This is a genomic window from Ruminococcus difficilis (assembly GCF_016680995.1).
Map to the genome: position 1 here is coordinate 1 of NZ_JAEQMG010000099.1, position 19,923 is coordinate 19,923.

The 19,923-nt window shown below is 46.4% G+C and carries 25 protein-coding genes and 1 pseudogene; 5 read left to right on the forward strand and 21 right to left on the reverse strand.

Annotation, left to right across the window (positions count from 1 at the left end):
• Nucleotides 1-492: 492 nt before the first annotated feature.
• Together JKK62_RS09705 and JKK62_RS09710 are read right to left on the reverse strand one after the other, a co-directional pair.
• On the reverse strand, nucleotides 493-1,782 hold the full coding sequence (locus JKK62_RS09705) for a tyrosine-type recombinase/integrase (protein WP_201427719.1): 1,290 nt from the start codon (nucleotides 1,780-1,782) through the stop codon (nucleotides 493-495).
• Between the two features lie 113 nt (nucleotides 1,783-1,895).
• The gene (locus JKK62_RS09710; RefSeq protein WP_201427720.1) at nucleotides 1,896-2,570 is read right to left on the reverse strand and encodes a helix-turn-helix domain-containing protein; all 675 of its coding nucleotides are present in this window, start codon (nucleotides 2,568-2,570) and stop codon (nucleotides 1,896-1,898) included.
• Nucleotides 2,571-2,763: 193 nt separating this feature from the next.
• On the opposite strand from JKK62_RS09710, the gene JKK62_RS09715 reads away from it, so the two are divergent.
• The 5 genes from JKK62_RS09715 (at nucleotide 2,764) to JKK62_RS09735 (ending at nucleotide 7,321) form a co-directional block, all read left to right on the forward strand.
• Nucleotides 2,764-2,958 (forward strand): helix-turn-helix domain-containing protein, encoded by a 195-nt coding sequence (locus JKK62_RS09715; RefSeq protein ID WP_201427721.1) that lies wholly within the window; start codon nucleotides 2,764-2,766, stop codon nucleotides 2,956-2,958.
• Nucleotides 2,959-3,101: 143 nt separating this feature from the next.
• Nucleotides 3,102-4,499 (forward strand): MobA/MobL family protein, encoded by a 1,398-nt coding sequence (locus JKK62_RS09720; protein ID WP_366503296.1) that lies wholly within the window; start codon nucleotides 3,102-3,104, stop codon nucleotides 4,497-4,499.
• Nucleotides 4,500-4,913: 414 nt separating this feature from the next.
• Nucleotides 4,914-5,576 (forward strand): TetR/AcrR family transcriptional regulator, encoded by a 663-nt coding sequence (locus tag JKK62_RS09725; protein WP_201427723.1) that lies wholly within the window; start codon nucleotides 4,914-4,916, stop codon nucleotides 5,574-5,576.
• Entirely contained in the window at nucleotides 5,573-6,331 is a 759-nt protein-coding gene (locus JKK62_RS09730; RefSeq protein WP_201427724.1) for a flavodoxin family protein, read from the forward strand. Before JKK62_RS09725 ends, JKK62_RS09730 begins: the two co-directional genes overlap by 4 nt.
• Nucleotides 6,332-6,445: 114 nt before the next feature.
• A complete protein-coding gene (locus JKK62_RS09735; protein ID WP_201427725.1) occupies nucleotides 6,446-7,321 on the forward strand; it encodes an AraC family transcriptional regulator in 876 nt (291 codons plus the stop codon).
• A gap of 5 nt (nucleotides 7,322-7,326) precedes the next feature.
• Here JKK62_RS09735 and JKK62_RS09740 read toward each other — a convergent pair whose 3' ends face one another.
• The 19 genes and pseudogenes from JKK62_RS09740 to JKK62_RS09830 form a co-directional block, all read right to left on the reverse strand.
• Nucleotides 7,327-7,611 carry a TnpV protein gene (locus JKK62_RS09740; protein ID WP_366503299.1) on the reverse strand — a complete coding sequence of 95 codons (285 nt, stop codon included), beginning with the start codon at nucleotides 7,609-7,611 and terminating at the stop codon, nucleotides 7,327-7,329.
• Nucleotides 7,612-7,860: 249 nt separating this feature from the next.
• Entirely contained in the window at nucleotides 7,861-8,040 is a 180-nt protein-coding gene (locus tag JKK62_RS09745; protein ID WP_201427727.1) for a hypothetical protein, read from the reverse strand.
• A 743-nt stretch (nucleotides 8,041-8,783) separates the two neighbouring features.
• Nucleotides 8,784-9,245 carry a GNAT family N-acetyltransferase gene (locus JKK62_RS09750; protein WP_201427728.1) on the reverse strand — a complete coding sequence of 154 codons (462 nt, stop codon included), beginning with the start codon at nucleotides 9,243-9,245 and terminating at the stop codon, nucleotides 8,784-8,786.
• A 38-nt stretch (nucleotides 9,246-9,283) separates the two neighbouring features.
• Complete coding sequence (locus JKK62_RS09755) at nucleotides 9,284-9,919, reverse strand: CatA-like O-acetyltransferase, family 2 (protein WP_201427729.1); 636 nt, start codon at nucleotides 9,917-9,919, stop codon at nucleotides 9,284-9,286.
• A 13-nt stretch (nucleotides 9,920-9,932) separates the two neighbouring features.
• Nucleotides 9,933-10,565: a GyrI-like domain-containing protein gene (locus JKK62_RS09760; RefSeq protein ID WP_201427730.1), complete on the reverse strand. Its 633-nt coding sequence runs from the start codon at nucleotides 10,563-10,565 to the stop codon at nucleotides 9,933-9,935.
• Between the two features lie 16 nt (nucleotides 10,566-10,581).
• The gene (locus tag JKK62_RS09765) at nucleotides 10,582-10,875 is read right to left on the reverse strand and encodes a DUF1330 domain-containing protein (RefSeq protein ID WP_201427731.1); all 294 of its coding nucleotides are present in this window, start codon (nucleotides 10,873-10,875) and stop codon (nucleotides 10,582-10,584) included.
• On the reverse strand, nucleotides 10,872-11,684 hold the full coding sequence (locus tag JKK62_RS09770) for an MBL fold metallo-hydrolase (protein ID WP_201427732.1): 813 nt from the start codon (nucleotides 11,682-11,684) through the stop codon (nucleotides 10,872-10,874). The genes JKK62_RS09765 and JKK62_RS09770 overlap by 4 nt, the downstream gene beginning before the upstream one ends.
• Complete coding sequence (locus JKK62_RS09775) at nucleotides 11,681-12,184, reverse strand: GyrI-like domain-containing protein (RefSeq protein WP_201427733.1); 504 nt, start codon at nucleotides 12,182-12,184, stop codon at nucleotides 11,681-11,683. The genes JKK62_RS09770 and JKK62_RS09775 overlap by 4 nt, the downstream gene beginning before the upstream one ends.
• 17 nt (nucleotides 12,185-12,201) lie before the next feature.
• On the reverse strand, nucleotides 12,202-12,681 hold the full coding sequence (locus JKK62_RS09780; protein WP_201427734.1) for a pyridoxamine 5'-phosphate oxidase family protein: 480 nt from the start codon (nucleotides 12,679-12,681) through the stop codon (nucleotides 12,202-12,204).
• The gene (locus tag JKK62_RS09785) at nucleotides 12,678-13,139 is read right to left on the reverse strand and encodes a GNAT family N-acetyltransferase (RefSeq protein ID WP_201427735.1); all 462 of its coding nucleotides are present in this window, start codon (nucleotides 13,137-13,139) and stop codon (nucleotides 12,678-12,680) included. The genes JKK62_RS09780 and JKK62_RS09785 overlap by 4 nt, the downstream gene beginning before the upstream one ends.
• Nucleotides 13,108-13,614 carry a cysteine hydrolase family protein gene (locus JKK62_RS09790; RefSeq protein ID WP_201427736.1) on the reverse strand — a complete coding sequence of 169 codons (507 nt, stop codon included), beginning with the start codon at nucleotides 13,612-13,614 and terminating at the stop codon, nucleotides 13,108-13,110. The genes JKK62_RS09785 and JKK62_RS09790 overlap by 32 nt, the downstream gene beginning before the upstream one ends.
• Complete coding sequence (locus JKK62_RS09795; RefSeq protein ID WP_366503303.1) at nucleotides 13,607-14,143, reverse strand: CDP-alcohol phosphatidyltransferase family protein; 537 nt, start codon at nucleotides 14,141-14,143, stop codon at nucleotides 13,607-13,609. Before JKK62_RS09795 ends, JKK62_RS09790 begins: the two co-directional genes overlap by 8 nt.
• Nucleotides 14,134-14,823, reverse strand: coding sequence for a flavodoxin family protein (locus JKK62_RS09800; protein ID WP_201427737.1), 690 nt, complete (start codon nucleotides 14,821-14,823; stop codon nucleotides 14,134-14,136). The genes JKK62_RS09795 and JKK62_RS09800 overlap by 10 nt, the downstream gene beginning before the upstream one ends.
• Before the next feature lies 1 nt (nucleotide 14,824).
• A complete protein-coding gene (locus tag JKK62_RS09805; protein ID WP_201427738.1) occupies nucleotides 14,825-15,367 on the reverse strand; it encodes a GNAT family N-acetyltransferase in 543 nt (180 codons plus the stop codon).
• 14 nt (nucleotides 15,368-15,381) lie between these two features.
• Nucleotides 15,382-16,980 carry a permease-like membrane multi-spanning protein gene (locus JKK62_RS09810; RefSeq protein WP_201427739.1) on the reverse strand — a complete coding sequence of 533 codons (1,599 nt, stop codon included), beginning with the start codon at nucleotides 16,978-16,980 and terminating at the stop codon, nucleotides 15,382-15,384.
• Nucleotides 16,981-17,688: an ABC transporter ATP-binding protein gene (locus JKK62_RS09815; RefSeq protein WP_201427740.1), complete on the reverse strand. Its 708-nt coding sequence runs from the start codon at nucleotides 17,686-17,688 to the stop codon at nucleotides 16,981-16,983.
• A 16-nt stretch (nucleotides 17,689-17,704) separates the two neighbouring features.
• Nucleotides 17,705-18,120 (reverse strand): annotated as a pseudogene (locus JKK62_RS09820) (VOC family protein).
• Between the two features lie 15 nt (nucleotides 18,121-18,135).
• On the reverse strand, nucleotides 18,136-18,726 hold the full coding sequence (locus JKK62_RS17800; protein ID WP_207752167.1) for a TetR/AcrR family transcriptional regulator: 591 nt from the start codon (nucleotides 18,724-18,726) through the stop codon (nucleotides 18,136-18,138).
• A 135-nt stretch (nucleotides 18,727-18,861) separates the two neighbouring features.
• A partial coding sequence (locus JKK62_RS09830; RefSeq protein WP_201427742.1) for a recombinase family protein occupies nucleotides 18,862-19,923 on the reverse strand: 1,062 nt, incomplete at its 5' end.

Below are 19,923 nucleotides of genomic sequence, written 5' to 3' on the forward strand. Positions count from 1 at the left end.
GTTCTTCCGTTAATCCGAGCTCGTCGGCATATGCGGCAAGAACAGACTGTGAGCAATGAAATTTATCTTTGAAATAGGATAACGCTTTTTCTTCGTGTGTCATTTAAATCCTCTCCTTATTTCCGATTTATCTTTTCATCATTATATCATTTCAGCCTGATTTTGTCTATCCGTCAAACAAAAAAAGACCTTGATGAAAACGAATCCATCAAGGTCAAATTCATTAAAATATGCGATTGTTTATCTTACCTATATTATATAGAAAACAGGAGAAAATCGTAGTTTGCGATTCGTTTCAGGGCATAAAAGAACAGGCAACCTCGTAAAAAGGGCTGCCTGCGATTGCTATAATAGTAAATGAGATAAATCAGAATTTATCTGAATTTTCCTCTCAAATCCCAGTATTTATCAGCTAAATACCGCAGCTCATACTCAAATTATGCTCGCTTTCCCTTGTTTTTGCCCTTATGAGGACAAACAAGGGAAAGTTTTTTATTCACCGACCACCTTGTCAAGCAGTCGGGCTGAGGTGCGCTTTGCTTCTCTTGAAGCGTGAGCGTAAATGTTCATTGTGGTACTGACGTCGGAATGTCCGAGCAGCTCCTGTACGTCCTTTGGCGCTGCGCCGCCTGACAGCAGATTGCTTGTGAACGTGTGGCGGAGCATATGAAAGTGGAAATTCTCCAATCCTTCAACCTTTTTTCGGATTGCCCTGCATACTGTCCCCACTGTACTTGGTGATTCATAGGTTCCGTCAGGTCGCAAACACACAAGATTGATTGGCTTGTAACTGTCGGGGACTTCCTCGGTGCTTGACAGAGAATAGACCTCATAATATTGGCGGTCTTTCTCTGTAACCTCAACGTAAAAGTTGCGGCTGTATAGCTCGCCGTAGTCCTTTGCGTTTTTCTCCTGCTCCGCTTTTGCTTGCCGCAGGATATTTGCCAGTGTATCGCAGAAATCCACCGTGCGGGTTTTATTCCGCTTTGTCGTGCCGATTTCAAACTTGTGCCTGTCGCCGTTGTAGCGGAGACTGCGCCTTACCGTGAGATACTGCTCGTCAAGGTTGATGTCGCTCCACGTCAAACCGCATACCTCGCCGATTCGCAAGCCCGTGTAGTATGCTATTTGTATCGGGAGCAGAGCGGGATTTTGTTTCGCTTTCAGATACTCCGTCAGTTTCAAATACTGCTTATGAGTAACCGTCGGCGTTGCCGCTTCGTTCACGTCCGAGAACAGCTCTATGACATTTTTCTTTTGCCGCCAGACAACGTACTGCATTGGATTGAACGTAATCAGTTTTTTCGGAAAAACCGCAAACCGAAATGCTCCTTGCAGGACTGCCGAGAACAACCGTATGTAGCCCTTGCTCAGAGCCTTTGCCGTTGTGCCGTCGGGATTCTTGCCGCCGAAGCTGAGCATATCCATATACGCTTGCAAATGGTCGGCTGTCACTGTTTTCAGTTTTCGCTGTGCTATCGGGTGCTTTTTGATTCGTGTCACCGTACCCACATACGACATCACCGTACCGTTGCTCAGATTGCCGGGCTTTAATTCTTCTTCAACCCATATATCGAGCAAATCCCCGACGGTGATGTTTTCGGACTTGGCTACGAATTTCTTTTCCTCGTAGTCCTCCATCGCCTTGCGGAGCATAGCTTCGGTTTCGCTCTTGCTTTCCGTGCCGACAAATTCACGTTGTACCAACTTACCGCTTTCATTTTCTACATAAAAGCGGTAGTACCACTTTTTACCTTTCTTTCTTACAGAGCCTTTTGCCATTGATATGTTTTCTCCTTTCTATCCGTGGCAATCGGCGCTGTGATATATGTTGTGCGCTAACAATAGTTATTCTTTGCCGATTGATTTTGAAAGTCAGTCGGCGTTTTTACTTTTCAAGGTGCCACGGAATTTTGTTTGTCGAGCAGTTTCTGTTCGGCTTGCTCAACCATTCCGAAGAGTTCGGGCATTGACGTTTTTGTTCTGCCCTCGTCGTATAAGTGAAGTATGCCGTCGAGATATTTTTTGATATCGTCAACAGGTATTTGCATTTCTTTTTGATAAACCTGTTCGGTGATAGAGCCGATATTGATAGCATATTTTCGTATCGACTCCTTCAAGCCTTCGTCCTCTGCTGCCTGATTGACCTTCTCCATTGAGAGGGCAAAGTATTTTGTCAGAATTGCGTAGAGGTCGATAATCTGACCGAGAAAGGTTGTCAGCATTTCCTGTCTCGGCTCGCCGTCAACAGCAGAAGTCACTGTTTCCAGATATGCCTTGATGTGCTTTTCCAAAGACATCTGACAGACAGTATAGTTACTGTATTCCTTCTCGTCGGAAAGCCCTGTCAGCCATTCGGGAGTTGTCAGCAACGCCTGTGCCAGACCATTGATAACCATTGTCCGTTTCGGATCAACGCCGTCTGCTTCATATCGCTGAATGGTCGATTTGTTGACGCTGACGCGTCTGCCAAGCTCAGGCATTGACAGATTTAACTCCGTTCGGCGTTCCTTAATGCGTTCGCCGACCTGTTTTGGAGTGAATGGTTTATTGCTTTTCACGATACTCATCTCCTCTTGACTACTATTATAGCATAAACATATTTATTTTGCAACCTATTTTTCGTATATTTTCAAAAATATTTAAAAACGAGTTGCAATATGAGTTGACAAACGATATTATTTTAAGTATAATGATAATAATAAAGTTGCAATTTGCAATCTAAACGGGGAGGTGAACGAAACGAGCACATCTAAAATAGGTATGACAATTGACGAAGCCGCCGAAGTCAGCGGAATCGGAAGAAATACTATGCGCAAGCTCATTAGCTGGGGCAAGCTGCCTGTGCTTTTGGTAGGTCGCAAGAAGATTATTCGCAGCGATACACTGGATAGATTTATGACCGCCAATCAGGGCAGAAACCTTTTGAATCAGAGCGAAGTCCGCAAGGTAGAGTAAATAAAGAGCCCTCGGCGACTGAGAGCGAAATACACCTCTTGCACAAATTCACGGAATTTATGCAAGGGGTATTTCGCCCCTGCGGGGAGCTGAGGGCGGCGTAAACAGATAGGAGTAATATGACACGACACAGCTTTATCCAAATGTCGAAGCTGTCTAATGTCAAAGGAAGAATCAACTATATCACCAGCCACGCACGGCAGGAGAATCTTTACGCCACCTATCAAACCGCCGATTCGGCGTTTTGGTCTGCCCTTGCTAAAGAGGCTCAAATTGAGTTCAAGCGCAGTAATGTTGAGGGAAAATGCATTGAAGCAAGGGAGCTGATTATTGCGCTTCCCGAAGTATATACAAGGCTCAATCCTCAGCAAGTGTTGGAGAGCTTCACGGACGAATTTCGCAAACGCTACAATGTGGAGTGCATCTCGGCGCTTCATCACAACAAGCGCAAGACCAACTACCATATTCACCTGATATTCAGCGAGCGCAGATTGTTGGAGCACCCCGAAATCAAGACCGCTTCACGCAATCTCTTTTACAGCGAACAGGGCAAGCGTGTCCGTACCAAGAAAGAAGTTTTGGACGAGAGCGGCAAGCTCCGCAACGGTTGCAAGATTATCAAAAAGGGTGAGGTTTACGAGCAGCATATGTTTACCGTCAAGGACAAGCAATTCAAGGGCGAGCCGTTCTTGCAGGAGGTCAAGACGTTTTACACCGACCTTATCAACAAGGAAGTTGCCGATCCGGAACACAAGCTAAAGGTGTTCGAGAGCGAGAGCGTCTATCTGCCGACCAAGAAAATCGGCAAAAACAATCCGAGAGCGGCGGAGATTGAAGCAGATAACGCCGCTAGGCAGGAATGGAACCGCACCGCTGATTTGGCGCTGGTGTCGGGTATCGAGGAAGTCAAAATCCTCGCCGTGAAAAAGGAGGAGATTCAAGAGAGAACAAGTGAATCCATTAAACAAAACGGTTGGTTTCCGAAGCTGTTCCGCTCGATTGTCAACAAGGCAAAGGAACTGTTACGGGATATGATTCGCACACAGCAGTTGCCGCCCAAGCCTGTGCTGAGCGTCGATATGGACGAATACCGTGTTATGCAAAAGCTGATGATAAAGGTGCAGAACGAAGCGGCGGCGATTTGCCGACTGCAAGACGTGGAGCTGTCAAAGCTGCAATCGCAGCTTGCCGAAACAAAAGGTCTGTTCAAGGGCAAGGAGCGCAAGGCATTGGAGCAGAAGATTCAGCAGATGGAGAAAACAATCGCCGCCAAACTGAACGCAATCCCGACGATATTACAAGACGACGGCTACCCCGATGCAGAGGTATTTATCGCCGCTTTCAAAAAAGCAACCGAGATCGTCGAGCAATACCGCCGTGACCTGTCCGACTGGGAGCGCAAGGTGAAATCAAACAAAGCTCCCAAAAGGCAATCTCCACCACCCGAAAAACAGAGCGTGAGAAACAGGCTCAGACAGCTTCAAGCGGAGAGCAAGCAACGCCGCACCCACAACCGCCATTCCCAAGACATTGAAAGATAGCGAGACAAAGCCGACGGAGGTTTCAAATCAAAGCTCCGTCGGCTGTATTTTTTTCTGTATTCTGATTGAGGGTATGTAACGCTTTTAGGCTTCAAAACGCATTGTTTATGCACTCTTTGGGGATAGATTCTTGATAAGTAGGGTAAATTTCATTGCTTTGCGCGTTTGGGCGTTACAGATTGATTTGGATAAAATACAATACGGCGAAGGCCTAATAATACGATAAAATGATACGTATCACTGATGTGACGGAGCGATAAGATGATGATGGCTGGTAGAGCTTTGTTTTGCTGGCCGTCATTTTTTACTCTTGACAGCTAATTCAAATTAGCCTATAATAAAGCTAATTCAAATTAGCCAAATTTAGCGTGCCAATATTACAAACCTGAAAAGCATGTAGCAAGAGGAAACGAGATGGATACCAAACACAGAATACTGGATGAAGCACTGACGCTGTTTTCCGAAAAGGGCTATGCAAATGTTTTTGTTGCAGATATTGCAGAGAGGGTCGGCATTAAGGCTCCATCCCTTTACAAACATTATAAAAGCAAGCAGGCTATCTTCGATGCAATTATCGAAGAGATGAACAGGCGTTTTTTGGAGGAAGCAGGCGCGTTACAGATCAACGGGGCGGACGCTGTGGTGGACGCTGAAATCTATAAGCATATATCGGAAGAGCAATTGATAACTCTCGGCAACAATTTATTTCTTTATTTCTTACACGATGACTACACAAGGCGGTTTCGTAAGATGCTTACCATCGAGCAGTTTCATGCTAAGAAACTGGCGGACGTATACATGAAACAGTATGTGGATGATCCGCTTTCCTATCAGGGGATGCTTTTTGGACTGATGGTTTCCGCAGGTGTTTTGCAAGCGGAGAATGTAGAGATTATGACATTGCATTTTTACGCTCCGATTTATATGCTGCTGACCATATGTGATCGAGAGCCAGAACGTGAGGCAGAGGCGCTCAAAACAATGGAAGCGCATATCCGGCAGTTTAACAGGCTGTATGCAAGAGATGAAAAAGTCATTCAAGATAATAAGAAGAAATCGCGGAGGAAGGTCAAATGAAGATCACAGTTATCAACGGAACCGAAAAACACGGTGTGACATACAGAATGAAAGAAATGTTCTTAGAACCATTTAGAGATAGTGCGGAGATTACGGAGTATTATCTTCCCAAGGACGGTCCGGGATTCTGCACGGGATGTACTGCGTGTTTCAGGAATGATCCGAATCGCTGTAAGGACGCCGAAAAGGTGCAGAAGATCGAGAAGTCCCTGCGGGAAGCGGATCTGCTTGTTTTTACATCACCGGCATATGTTTTCCATACAACCGGCGCAATGAAGGCAATGCTGGATCATTTCGGCTATCGATGGATGCCACATCGTCCTGCAAAGGAAATGTTCGGAAAGCGTGCGGTAATCATCACCCAGTGTCTCGGAGCAGGCGGAAAGTCCACCGCAAAAGATATTAAGGACAGCCTTTCCTGGTGGGGCATTTCGACCATTAAAGTCGTAAGTTTCAAGCTGATGTCTGAAATTGACTGGAACATGATCGAGGATAAGAGGAAAGCATCCTTCCAAAAGAAGCTGAGCAGCGTCGCACGAAAAATGCAAGCCATCAATTATGATAAACCTGGTCATACAAATGTTATCGTGAAAGCTAAGTTCTATATGGTAAGAATGCTTCAGACGAGCCTCGGTAAACAGAATCCCGAATACACCGACTTTAAGTATTGGAATGAGAACGGCTGGATCGGTAAAGCAAGACCGTGGAAACAGGTCAAATCAGAAGTATCGTCTTCGACCGATAACATTTTATGAGGTATGCTCCTGCGTATTGCGGGCAGCATAAACTGACATCAGTCAGCATTCAGAGTCAGGAAGCTGCTGATTATCCCTGTTAGAATAGAGCCCGTAAGACAGGAGGGACTGGATTTGGACTGGATCAAAGGCATACAAAGAGCGCTCGATTATACGGAGGCACATCTGACAGAAGAAATCGACTATGACGCGGTGGCGAAAGAGGCCTATTCGTCTTCGTTTCACTTTCAGAGAGTATTCAGCATCATGTGTGGTTTTACCCTTGGCGACTATATCCGTATGAGACGTCTTTCGCTGGCAGCGGATGAGCTTGTTCACAGCGATGAGAAAGTGATCGATATTGCGCTCAAGTATGGGTATGAAACGCCAGAGAGCTTTACCCGCGCCTTTTCACGATTCCATGGCATTACACCGACTGAAGCCAGAAAAGGCGGCACGGTCAAATCCTTTTCCAGACTGTCTGTAAAACTCATTCTGACAGGAGGAACTGAAATGGATTATCGAATTGAGAAACCGGGTGCGATTAAGGTGATCTGCAAAAGAGAAGCTGTTCACAAACCCGAAACCGGCGCAGGAACGCCTGACATTACAGGCTTCTGGACAAAGTGCGGACAGGACGGAACGATGCAGAAGATCTGCGGTTATATCCCTGAAAAGCCGAGACTGGCCGGGCTCCTCGGAATCTGCTTCTCGCTGGAAACGAACGGAGACGTGTTCCCGTATGGAATCGGTGCAGAGTATAATGGAGCACCGGTGGATGGAGATCTTGAGGTTATTGAGCTCCCGGAGTATACCTACGCGGTATTCCCGTTCAAGGGAAAAATGCCAGAAACCTTCATCGAGACATACAGGAAGATCGTCAGTGATTTCTTCCCAAGCAGCGACCGGTACGAATATGCCGCAGGTGTAGAGATCGAGGTATATCCGTCTGATAAAACGGATGATCCTAACTATGCGGGAGAAATCTGGATTGCTGTAAACGAAAAATAAGGTGTTCATGCAGAGAAAGGCCAAGGCTCCCACACTGCCATCACGGGCGGCGGGGAGCCTTGCTTTAAGCCTCGATATCGATTGTGAGACCGGACTTTGTGGTGCTGCTTGATGTAGCGTAAATGCCGTTTGCCCCATATTCCAATCTCAACCTTCGGCTGTTCGGGTAATCTCAGGTCGGGCAGAAGATAATCGCCCTGTTGTGTATAGCTAATTTCAAAATTGTGTTTCATTATAGAATCCTCCAAAAATATATTCGCACATATATCACAGCACCCCGATTGCCACATTTTGCTATAACCTATTATCAGTTTTTCTTTCCCTTAACTTTGCCCTTGCGAGCCTTCGGGAACGATATAATAAAATGTGAAATCCTATGTCCGCATAAAGTGAGCAAACTGCGATAAATACACTGTTTATCAGGCTTTTGGAGGACTTTACTAACAACCTATGATATGCTATAATAACCATAGATTATTTCAAATTCAAATCGGAATTTGCGGAGGTGAACATATGAAAATAGAACACATAGCCATAATTTAGACCTCCTTAACCTTAATTCTCTTAGTTCTTGCTTTTGTGAGCTTGATTAACAGCTCGTCAATGATGTCGGTGTACTTGCCACGTGAGATGAGGTCATTCCTCAAATCAATCAGACTGTTGATGACCGTGCGCCGTTCATCGGGCGTTAGATAGATATGATATTTTGGATTTCTCATTGTGTTTACCTCCGTTTCATTTTGATAATTTCATTATAATCGGAGCTTACCCAAAAATCGAATGTGTGGATAAAAAATCTTTTAAAAACAGAAAAACGCCGTTCCAGCTTTTACACTGAAACGGCGTTCTGTTTTGTGTATCAGAGAACACATCTCACGGCAAATCCGCCGCTGAAAAAGTAGGTGTTCGTCCAATACTTGTTTGTCAAGGATAGGCAAAAAAGATGAATTTTCTCAAAACCGCTGTGGGGTAGTGAACCCATGTTTGTTACCTGCCCTTCGGCAATTGTCAGTTACGAGTATAATCTTCGCGGACATATAACTCAATCTTTCCTAAACCTTGATTCGCTATTATAATATTATAGTTTTCCGGTTCTTTTGTCAAGTGCGTATTGGCATTATTACAGAGCTTTGCACCACAAAACTATGGCCTAACCGTGAACTCTTGCCGAATGGCAGCAATCCCATAACTGACGTGCGCTACTGAAGGATGATGATTACACGGATTAATCCGTTGACTTGATAATTCTCACAAATCGGATTACGGTATAAATTTACCGGCATCTGTTAATAGCCATTGCCTTTTTCGCTTAAGCTTTCCCAGCTCCGAATTTAAATGCCAGCTCCACCATCGCCGTAAATTCAGTGTAGTGAACAGCCCTCTTATGTGCTACGGAAAATCTTGCCGTACCGGTCTCCATATTCCTTTCGTGCTTCTGCCGTCAATTTGGAGATGAAATCTGCTATTGCGTCTGTTCGCTTTTCTTTTTCCGGTAAAAGACAAATCCATCCTCAACCTTTATAATACGATAGCCTAATTTTTTGTAAAAAGCATTTGTCCGCTCATTCCAACATGGGGTATCTAAATCAAACTCAGCAGCACATGGGAAATTCTTTTCTATGCATTCCATCAGACGAATTCCGTAACCTTTTCTATGATAGATGCTGTCAATAAATATCCTGCCAATGTATACGCTGTTTTTTGTTTCATCATAGAATATAATGGCTGCCCCGACCAAATCTTTTTCTATCATTGCCTGATACAAATGTCCCTCCCGAGCCATTTGTTTATGCCATTCTACCGAATCAAATCCGGGAGGACAATCACCTTTTGTGCCGCCGACATTTACATCTGTTTCAAAAGCTCTGATCGACATCTCCACGATTTTTTCTACCTGATTTTCTTCTGCTTTGACAATATACATCTCACTTCTCCCAACTGTCTTACAACTTCCGTTTTAGTCTAATTTGTTACACTTAACACTTTGTTGATTTCCTTTTGCAGGTTTTCCAAGAAGCTTCCCGCGTGAGAGCCATCCATCTGCGTATGGTGGAACTGAAATGAAATCGGCAACTCATACCGCAAATCTTTTTTTCGGTATCTGCCCCAACTGATGAATGGATTGTTGAAGATACCGCTATTCATGCCGATGACGCCGTCAAGTTCGGTTTCAATGACTGCCGAGGTGCCGATGACCATATTGTTGTCAGACAAGTCCTTGTTATCACAATTCTCGATGACCCAAGAGGTGTTTTCAAGATAATTGTGATTAAATAAATCCAAATCTGCCGCGTAAGGAATATCGCAGTAATTGATCTCCCCAAGCTTGTTGCTCACAATCACGCTGACGGCGACCGTATCATATTGAAGCAGCTTTTCGCCGACAGGGAGCGTGTAGAATTCCTCAATGCCGACAGCAGCTTTCGCAATACAATAACAAAGCAGCATATTGAATTTCAGATTTTTCTTCCAGCTGACTGTAAGCAGATTTGTCACGTCGAGCGTTTTGAAAAAAGTCACCATCGGGTTCGGCGCTTTCATCCAAAGCTTATACGCCGTTGCTCTCGAACTGTCTTTCGGATCAATTTCTTTTGGCATGATTTACCTCTTTTCACGCTTTTTTGATCGGGTGCCGAATCACGGTTTTCAGCTTTTCGGGAGCGACCTTTCGCGCGTCGCTGAGATATATCTCGTGGTGCATCCGCACGTCGGTGATGTCAAGCGCATACCCTTGACTTTCCGCATATTCGTGCATAAGCGCAACGGTTGCGGGTTCGTCGTCATAAGAACCGATGTGCATACACTGCACGCACAAGCCCTCGTCGTAAGTGAAAAACTCGACCTTTGAAAAATCGGTTTTCTTCTTCCTTGTCGCTTCTTCGATCGCCCAGTCACAATCCGCTTTTGTCACGAAATCGGGCAGGCGGATAACGGATATCCATTTGAAGCTCTCTTTATGGGCATAGTCGATGTCCGCACTGCCGTCCTGCCACCAAAAGCCTTCGAGCGGCGGCACGACATAGTCGAAGTAACCGTCAATTTGGTGATCGCCCTTTTTGCTCATTTTAATGGTGTATGCGATACCGTACAGCAGACCGATCGCCTGCTTATATGCGCCGTCCTCCGCGTTTGGATCGCCCTCTCCGCGCACCGCGATATAGTTCATCGGCGGCACGGTAACAATGGACGGCTTGTTCTTCGGCATATAGAATTCCCTGTATTCTTTTTTGTAGTCAAAAGGCATGACAATCACTCCTTTTCTATTCTTCAACGATGATCGCCCGCGCGTCAACGCTTTCAGCTCGCTCAAACGCGATCGCTTTGTATTGCTCCGACCCAAAGCAGGCTTCCAATTTTTCGCGGTTGGGGAAGCGAATAACGATAACTCTTTGTGGAGTTCTTTGCGGGCTCAATGAGCTGACCTTTTCCGACCGCAAAAGGTACTCGCCGCTGTAGCTTTCGACAATCGGCTTGACCTTTGCGATATAGTCGTCGTAAAGCCCTCTGCCGCGTTCTTCGTCAATGTATGTATCAATCAAAAAGTAACAGCTCATAATTGCCCTTCTCTCAAACATTCGACTGTTCTCGCAAACAGCGGGTTTTCTTTTAGCATCGGCATATTCAAATTGTCGCAAACTTGATCAACAAGCTCCGTGATCTCGCTGTCGTTGTCACAGCTTGTTACTGTGTTTTTCAAAACGTCGATCAGTTCTTCTGCTTCGTTAAGCTTAATTCTCATCGTTTTATAATCATAGGTTTTATCCCAAGCGGGATAATAAACGGTAACATTCGGTATTTCACCGATGATGTTCAAGGTCTTGCGCGTTTCCGCTTCGTCAATGAAAATCGGGATATCTCCCTTCACGGGAACGGCGTCTCCGATAAACAAAGCGTTTTCTGCAAGATAAGAGAAGCAATCCGAAGAATGACCCGCTGTGCGGATCGCCTTGATTTTCAAATCCGGCTCCAAGTCGATGATATCTCCGTCTTTCACGGTCACGTCAACACGAGAGGATTTGCCTGCCAGCTGATAAAAATTCGGGATCGGCCTTTCTTTGAATTGCAGATCGATATCCTCTATCCATAGCTTTTCACCCTCGCTCGCGTATATTTTGCAGTCGGTATGCTCCTGCCACCAAGCGGCTGACCCGATATGATCGGGGTGGGCGTGCGTTAGAAAAACACCTTTTACGTCTTCGGGTTTTCGTCCGATTTTTGCCAAATAATCGACGATTTGCTTTTGACAACCGAATACGCCGGAGTCTATCAAATAGCAATTCTCTGCTTCGATAATATAAACGTATACAAACCGCCTGACGCGCTCCGTTACATTAAAATCAATTTTCAGTTGATGGATTTTCATATCTTTTTCACCGGTACCCAGATGCCGCACTCGTAGTCGGGTGACTGCGGATCGCCTGCGGAATACACTTCGAGCGTGGCCATACCGTTTGCCTGAAACTTCTGCCCTTCATTTGGGAACCACTCCTGCCAAACGTATGTGTTCAGTGTTTGCAATGCTTCGGGCATAGGACCTTTTGCGCTGAATACTGCCCAGCGGCTTTCGGGGAATGAATAAAGCTCCAGCCCCTCGGGAACTTCGCCGCCCTGATACAGTCCCGCAATCCAATAATCAAAACCGTTTTCGGACTCCGTACAAATGGCAAACATACCGATATTATTCGCTAATATCGCTTCCTCGACCGGCGTTTCGGGTTTCATCGTCTGCCAAAGGCGGGCGTACTTTTGGTTGTATTCCTTTTCCCAGAATTCCGGGCATTTTACATAGCCTTCATTGGGTCGAATCTCTGTGTGATAGCCGATAAATGTCATCGCGTTTTTCTTTTCATAAGTTACATCCATGATTTGTCCTCCTGAATCTAAGATTCTTCCGTCAACACTGTATCGAACGTAAACGGAAATGTTTTGACTGTTTTTTCGGTAAAGTCTATCTTATATCCGGTGCCGTCCTTGTGAAAAAAACCGGCGGTTGGGTCAATGCGGATGTAGCACATATTTTCATCCGCTTCATTGTTGTGCTTGAAATACCACGGCTCAAAAGCTTTTGTCAACGCGCTGCGGATTCCTGCGTTTTCGGGAATTAAAGGATGACCGATATTGTATGCCTTGCCGCTGAATGCGTGCATTCTCGAACAGCAGAGAGACACGTTGGGATTATCCGCAATCTCAGCCGCCTTTTTCGACAGCCCGTAGGTCACGACATAAAAGCTCTCCCCGTCAAAGTAAGTATCGACATAACGCGAAGACGGTATGTTGTTTTTGTCGGTAGACAGAGCGAACTGATAATCTCTGCCGAACAAGTCTATCATCGCTCTGATCGAGTTTTCATAATCCGTCATTTTCTTTCCTCCGTTTTTGGCTTTTTGAATACCATCGGCACGAATTGGATACCGCTTTCTGTCTGCGCTTCGGCGGTTTTGATGAAGCCGAGCTTTTCATATATCCCGACCGCGTACAGTGATGAGTTGACCGTGATCTCATCCTTGTCGCTCTCGGCGGGAAAAGTATCCCAAAGCAGCCTGCCAACTCCCTGACGGTGATACGCGCCATCTACAAAGAACAGCGCGATATGGCTGCCCTCGTTCTTTAAAGCAAGTATCCCAATAAGCTTTTCGCCGTCAAACGCGCCATAAGCGGAGAGCTGCGACAGAAAGCCCTCGTCGTGGATCGCGTTCCAAAACGCCTGCGTACCCGACGTCGGATAGTTCACCGCCTCATATTCATCGAACACCTTCCACACCAGCGGCAGGGCGCTCGGTATTTTTTTATTTGTCAGTTGCCTGACTGATCGTTTCATCAAGCGTTTTCACCTCACAGCCTTTGCTTGCGTAGTAAGCGATCATTTCGTCTATCTTTTTGAGATCATAACTTGTAACGCAGTCGGAAAGGACATGGACGGTATAGCCCGCCTTTGTCATATTGTAGCAGGTGGATTTCACGCAGGCGGTCGCGTCCGCTCCGCAGATGTAGAATTCATCGATTCCGTTCGCCTTGATAAAATCGCGGAACGCCTCGCTCGTCAAAGAGTTGCTTTTTGTCTTGACAAAGATATTGTTCGACACTACGTTTAGTTCCGGCACCAACTCCGCGCCCTTTGTGCCGGGCTTGAGGGTGCGCGTACCGGCGGTGATGTTGTTGTGCTTGATATAGATGATGTGCATCCCGACCGACTGTGCCCAAAGGATGGCTGTATTCACTTTTTCAATGATGTTCCTATAGTTTTTTGTAATATCATTTTGTAAGTCGATAACGACAAGAGCTTTATCATTCATGGTTTTCTCCTGTGCGGATTGTATTCAGTATTGTACGGCTTTCCGTGATCGCCGCGACTATCGCGACAATGCAGACAAGCGGAGCCGTGTATCGTATGTTGATGATTGGAATCGTAAAGGGGAGTATAAACAGCAACGCTCCCGTGACCTTATTGATAACGGAATGAACCGCTGTCAGCGTGTGACGGCGGACGAATCCGATCACGAGATTGACAAGCTTTATCAGCGCGATCACGCCGACCCACGCTATTACCCACACAGGCAGTTTAAGGATCGGCAGAATCTTTATCAAAGCGACTGCGGTAAAAATGATATCTGCAAAGGTATCGAGCTTCGCGCCGAATTGGGTTGCGGTATTTGTTTTCCGTGCGATAAAACCGTCTAAGATATCGGATAATCCGGCGGCTGCGTAGAGTACATAGAACGGCAGCGACAAGGGCATACAGAACAGCAGCACGAGGCTGCACAGTATTCTGAGAAGTGTTATCCCGTTCGGCAAGTTGATCACGGCTATCGTTTTTATCTCCACGGACGTTTCTTTTCAGTCCAACCCTTTTCTTTCCAATACTTCACGTCCGCTTCATTCCAACCCTTTTTCTGTAAAAAGTGCATCAGGAGAAAGAATCCCTTTGTTTTAAAGCTTGGTTTTACTTTGCCGTTTCGTTTAATGATTTTCCTTGCTACAGAATCCGTAGCGTTTTCTATTGAGGATTTCTTTTTGTCGCTTACTTTGTTCCAGTCAATAGCCGCCACGCCGATCCCGTATTTATAAACTTTGGCAACGCCCCAGTAGAAAAGGCTGTCAGCCATATCTTTATTGGTGGATTTCATTCCCCCGCCAGCGGCAGTGGAAATACAGACGCCCTGTTTTTTGAACATTTTTTCTTCGGGACGGTGAACCATCCAGCGCCAGCCGTAGTGATCCAAAAACGCTTTCATTGCGCCTGTTGCGTGATACACATATACGGGGCTTGCGAGAATAATTACATCAGCGTTGTCGATCGCTTCGGTGATCGGAGCGAGCTTTTCGTAATGAGGGCATTTCTTCTCATCCTTTACAAAGCACTGTGTACATCCGCAACAGAATTCTCCGAAATCGCGCGGCAGAAAGAACTCGGTTATCTCCCCGCCGATTTTGTCCGCTAATATGCGCGCGATATGATATGTTGAGCCCTTGTGGCTCTGACCGTGAATAATGACAGTTTTCATTTTACCGATTCTCCAAATACTCTTCTTTTGTCAGCCGTGTGATATGCTCCGTTCGGATATCGTCCGTCAGCTGCCAGTAGATGTCTTTGTTGGTATGGTGGTAGGTGAAGCCGCATTTTTCCATAGCGCGCCGCGACTTTTCGTTGCCGTCGAAATAAGCGCACCAAAGAGTTTCAAGGCTTAGATCCTCAAAGGCGTGACGGATGATCTCTCTTGTTGCCTCGGGAATCAAGCCCTGTCCCCAGAACGGCACGCCGATCCAGTAGCCGATCGTTCCCTCGGTATCCGTCAAATCCAAATTGCTTTGGTTGCCGATCTTCAGCCCGACACTGCCGATCGCCCTGTTGTCGTCTTTCAGACAAACGGCGTAGGTCTCGGGAGCGGACAGAACGCTTTTGATGATCTCGCGGCTGTTCTCCACGCTCGTATGTACCGGCCATCCGGCAATCGGACTGACGCGGTCATCCTTTGCGTATTCATATAAGCTCTCGGCGTCCGACTCGTTCCACGGACGCAAAATCAATCTTTCCGTAAATAACTCCATAATAGCTCCTTTTTTTACAATCTTGAAAAAACTTCGGCTCCCTTAGTGATCAGCCTGCGATATAACAGTGCGGACGCGGTTGTATAGATGACTGCCCAGAAAATCAGATACGGCACAAGACCGATGATCTGTCCAATCAGCAAATACGGTAAGGCGAACAAGGCGACAAAGCCCCAGCCGCCGAACAACGAGATCGCCACCGCTCCACTCTGCTTGATCGGGATAATGTCAGTCGTCCATACCATGACCGGATGCATCACTCCGATATAGCATCCGAACACAGCTGAAAACACCGTGAAGATCAGCGGCAAAACGCAGATCATGAGCTTTTCCGCGACGGAAGCCTGCAGAACGACCGCGGCGCATATGACCGCAAACAGCATGGGGATCAGCGTTAAAATCAGCTGCATAGCGGTTTTCGCTTTCAGCACGGTTTTGGCTTCAACCGGCATCGACTGCGGGATCCATATGTTTTTTCCCTCGAGAGAAACCGAAGGCGTTGCCATATCGTTCATGGTGGAAGCCAGCATCAGCGCAGCGCAGAGCAGCAGTGCGGCAAGGTTCGTTCTGTCGCCTAAAGCCGTTGTGAGCATCGTGAGTATATCCGCGCCTTTGATCAGCAGAAAAACGCTGAGGACGGGCAGGAGCAGTACGCCCAGCCCGCAGTTGAGCATATAGTTCGGACTGGTGGTGAAGCGCGCAAATTCCTTTGTCAGCAGCGCGCCGAACACCGATTTTTCTTTCACGGTTTTCTCGTGATACTTTACCTTGCCGACGCTCGCCGTCGAGGTCGCGAGCTTGAGGAATCCGCGCGACAAAATGAATATCGTAAGCGCAAGCAGGAGAGCTGTCGCCGCGGCGAATATCGCCGTCGCGATCAAATCTCCCTCTCCGATCCTGCCGAACAAATACAAGCCGTAGGCAGAGTCCTTGACATTTGTTCCGTAAACCGAGGCGTTGGCGACAAGCTCCCTGATCCATATCTGCGCCTTGAAATAGATAAAATAGTAGCCGCCGATACACGCGAGCGCGATCAGCACGACGATAAAGCTCTTGTTTTTCAGCTTCAAGCTGATTTTGGCGACGATCCAGCCGAGCAGGCAGGAGAGTATCAGCACGATGATCGTTATGATAAGGAACAGGACGATTCCGCATATCACATTCTGTATCGCAGCGCCGACGATCACCCAGTAGACGATCAGCGTCGGCAGCATCACAACGCCCGAGTACATCGCGCCGAGCAGGTACACGTTCAGCAGTCTTGAAACAATGATAGTCCTGACCGGTATCGGCATGGATAGCAGCAGGTCGTTATCCTTCGGCAGATACAGCCCCGAATAGGTGTTGAATACGCTGCCGAACGCGCCGAGAACAACGGCGATACCGCTCATCAGCACAAAGTACAGCCACCCCATACCTGCGGAGGTCAATCCGAAGCATACGCCTAAGGCAACGGCAGTAAAGCTGCCGCCGAGGACTCCGACCATCAAAAACGCGAAGAGACTAAACAGAACGATTTGGTTAGCCTTTGACCGCGCCTTGTTGGTTTTGCGGTTGTAAAAATAGCCTCGGAAAACCTCTGTCATCTGCTTTTTCAACAGCACCTTCAGCATTTACTCCGCCTCCAGTTCCAGAAAGACTTCCTCGAGGCTCTCGTCGCCTCTGACCTCTTCCATCGTACCTGATTTGATCAGCCTGCCCTGCTTGATAATGGCGACCTTGTCGCAGAGCTTTTCGGCGACCTCCAGCACATGAGTCGAGAAAAATATCGCGCCGCCGTTGTCGCAGTGCTCGCGCATCATCTCTTTGAGCTTGAACGCGGCTTTCGGATCGAGACCGACAAAGGGCTCGTCCATGATGATCAGCCTCGGCGAATGGATCCACGCGGAGATCACCGCCAGCTTTTGCTTCATGCCGTGCGAATAGGAGGAGATCGGCTGCGCCAGATCCTTTGTCAGTTCAAAGACATCGGCGTATTTTCGTATCCTATCCTGACGTTCCTCGGAGGATACGCCGAAGATATCCGCGACAAAATTCAGATATTTGATACCGCTCATAAAGTCGTACAGATCGGGATTGTCGGGAATATAGGCGAGCTGTCGTTTACATTCCACCGGATTTTTCATAATCGAGCTTCCGTTGATGAAGATCTCTCCCTTGTCAAAGCCGAGTATCCCGGCGACGCTTTTAAGCGTAGTGGTCTTGCCCGCGCCGTTGTGCCCGATAAAGCCGTATATCTCGCCCGGGCGGATGTGCAGCGAAAGCTCGTCCACCGCTTTCTTTTCCCCATAGGTTTTCGTTAATCCTTCAATTCTTAACATCTCTTTTATCTCCTGATCATTTTAGAGGTTCCCTTATTTCATACGGCTTATCCCAAGAGCCGATCTCTATCAGATTTCCCTCCGGGTCGGCGATATAACAGGTGCGCTGTCCCCAAGGTTCTGTCGTCGGCTCCATCACGGGTTCGGCGCCGTTTTCAACAGCTGCTTTGAAGGAAGCGTCGACTTCCTCAAAGGTATCGACATACAAAGCCAGCTCAAAGTGACCGTTGAGACCGCTCGTGTAGTTATATTTTCGGTTCGTCATTTTTTCAAAGTCTTTTCTGCGTAAAGCAGGAACAGCGTTCCGTCCTTGATAAGATATACGTTTTTCGTGTCCTCAGCCTCTTTTATCTCAAAGCCGAGCACATCCCTGTAAAAACGAATCATTCTGCCCATATCATTTACCAATATTCCAAAACCGTCTAATCGCATAGTTTACCTCCAATTTTATTCATTCATATACACGTCACAGAAATGACGGATATGCCTTTCGATCTTTTCCATACTTTCCTGCCCGCATTGCGGCTGCCTGTCAGCTTTTGCGATCCAGAGAGCGACAGGCGCTGTTACCTCGGTCGCGAGCAGCTCGGGATCATCTTTTTTGAACAAGCCTTCGTTCATCATACCTTCGATGATCTTCGTATACATTCCTTGGATTCCGTTGAGCTGATGCTTTGTGGTGATCTCCGCAAAACGTTCATTTCTGAATTGCTCGCGCACAAGGAATTTGCGCATTTTGCGGATCATCGGATCGTTCATGGTAAAAGAAATCTTTTGTATCGACGTTTGTATAAATTCCTCTTTGCTCTCGGGCAGCTTACCGAAATGCTTGTCCGAGCCGAAGAATTCCTCATATCGCGCTTCCGCCATATCAATCAGCGCGTTCAAAATATCCTCCTTGCCCTTGAAATGATTGTACAGCGACGGCGCCTTGATTCCGACCTTCTCGGCGATTTCTTCCACACTCGTTCCGTCGTAGCCATTCTCGGCAAACAGCGTCAGAGCTTCATTCAGTATTCGATCTCTTGTTGTCATCATATCCTCCAAAGCAAAAGACTAATAATCATTAGCTTTATTATAACTAATAATTATTAGTCTGTCAATATACTTTGAATAGAAATTGATCAGCGGAACATTTCGCAGAACAAGTCGAATTTCGATGGTAACTGTTTGTCAAGATAATACTGTTGAATCAACGATAATCTTAAAAGCGTTTTTATCAACCACGATCTTTTCAATCAAACTTTTGGTATCAATTGTTTCTTTATATATTTGCAGTATTGACCTTGTGTACTCGTCAATCTCCGACTGTTTGATGGTACGCGACTGACAGCCGGACGTACGCTCTACCTGTCCGGCGCAACGCCAAATGATTTCGCCTTTGCGCGTTTTGATACGGCGGTAGTTTCTTCCGCACTCGCAGCATTGTATTTTGCCTGACAAAGTATTGCCGGAGCTGAATCGTCCGTGTTTTCTGTCTGCTTCGCCGTTGTCTAAACACACGGTATTGCTTCTGCGTTGTTTTTCTTCCTGCACTTTTTCAAAAGTTGTCTTGTCAATGATTCCGACATGATTGTTCTCATATACATAGCGTGCTTTCTCACCTTTATTCCGCGTTTGCTTATCGGTGAACACGTTTTTACGAAACGTCTTTTGCAGCATGACATCTCCGATGTATTTCTCGTTGGAAAGAATCTTATCAATAGCGCACGACGTCCATTTATCTTTTCCCGTTGGAGACGGGATTCTTCTGCTGCGCAATTCTTTTGATATTCCGGATAAACTGTTCCCGCCGAGATATAAATCAAAAATCAAACAAACTACTTCGGCTTGTTCCTGACATATAACCAACTCGCCGTTCTCATCTTTTTGATAACCGTAACAAACGCGGTTTGCGAGCTTGGAAGTACCGGCTCTAAAACCAGTCTGTAACCCCCATTTGATATGTTCGCTTTTGTTTACACTTTCCTGCTGTGCTACTGCTTCAAATACTGTCATCATAAATTCTCCTTCCTGTTCTGTTAACGTTATTCCTTCATTTTGAAAACAAACATCAACGCCGATTTCTTTTAGCTTTCGTATAGCGACTAAAAAATCGAGTGTGTCTCGTGAAAACCGACTGATGGATTTTGTAAAGATGATATCGATCTTTCCATTTTTGCAGTCCTTGATCATCCGGTCAAATTCTTTTCTCGTAGTGCTTTTAATACCGCTGGCAATGTCGGCGTAAATACC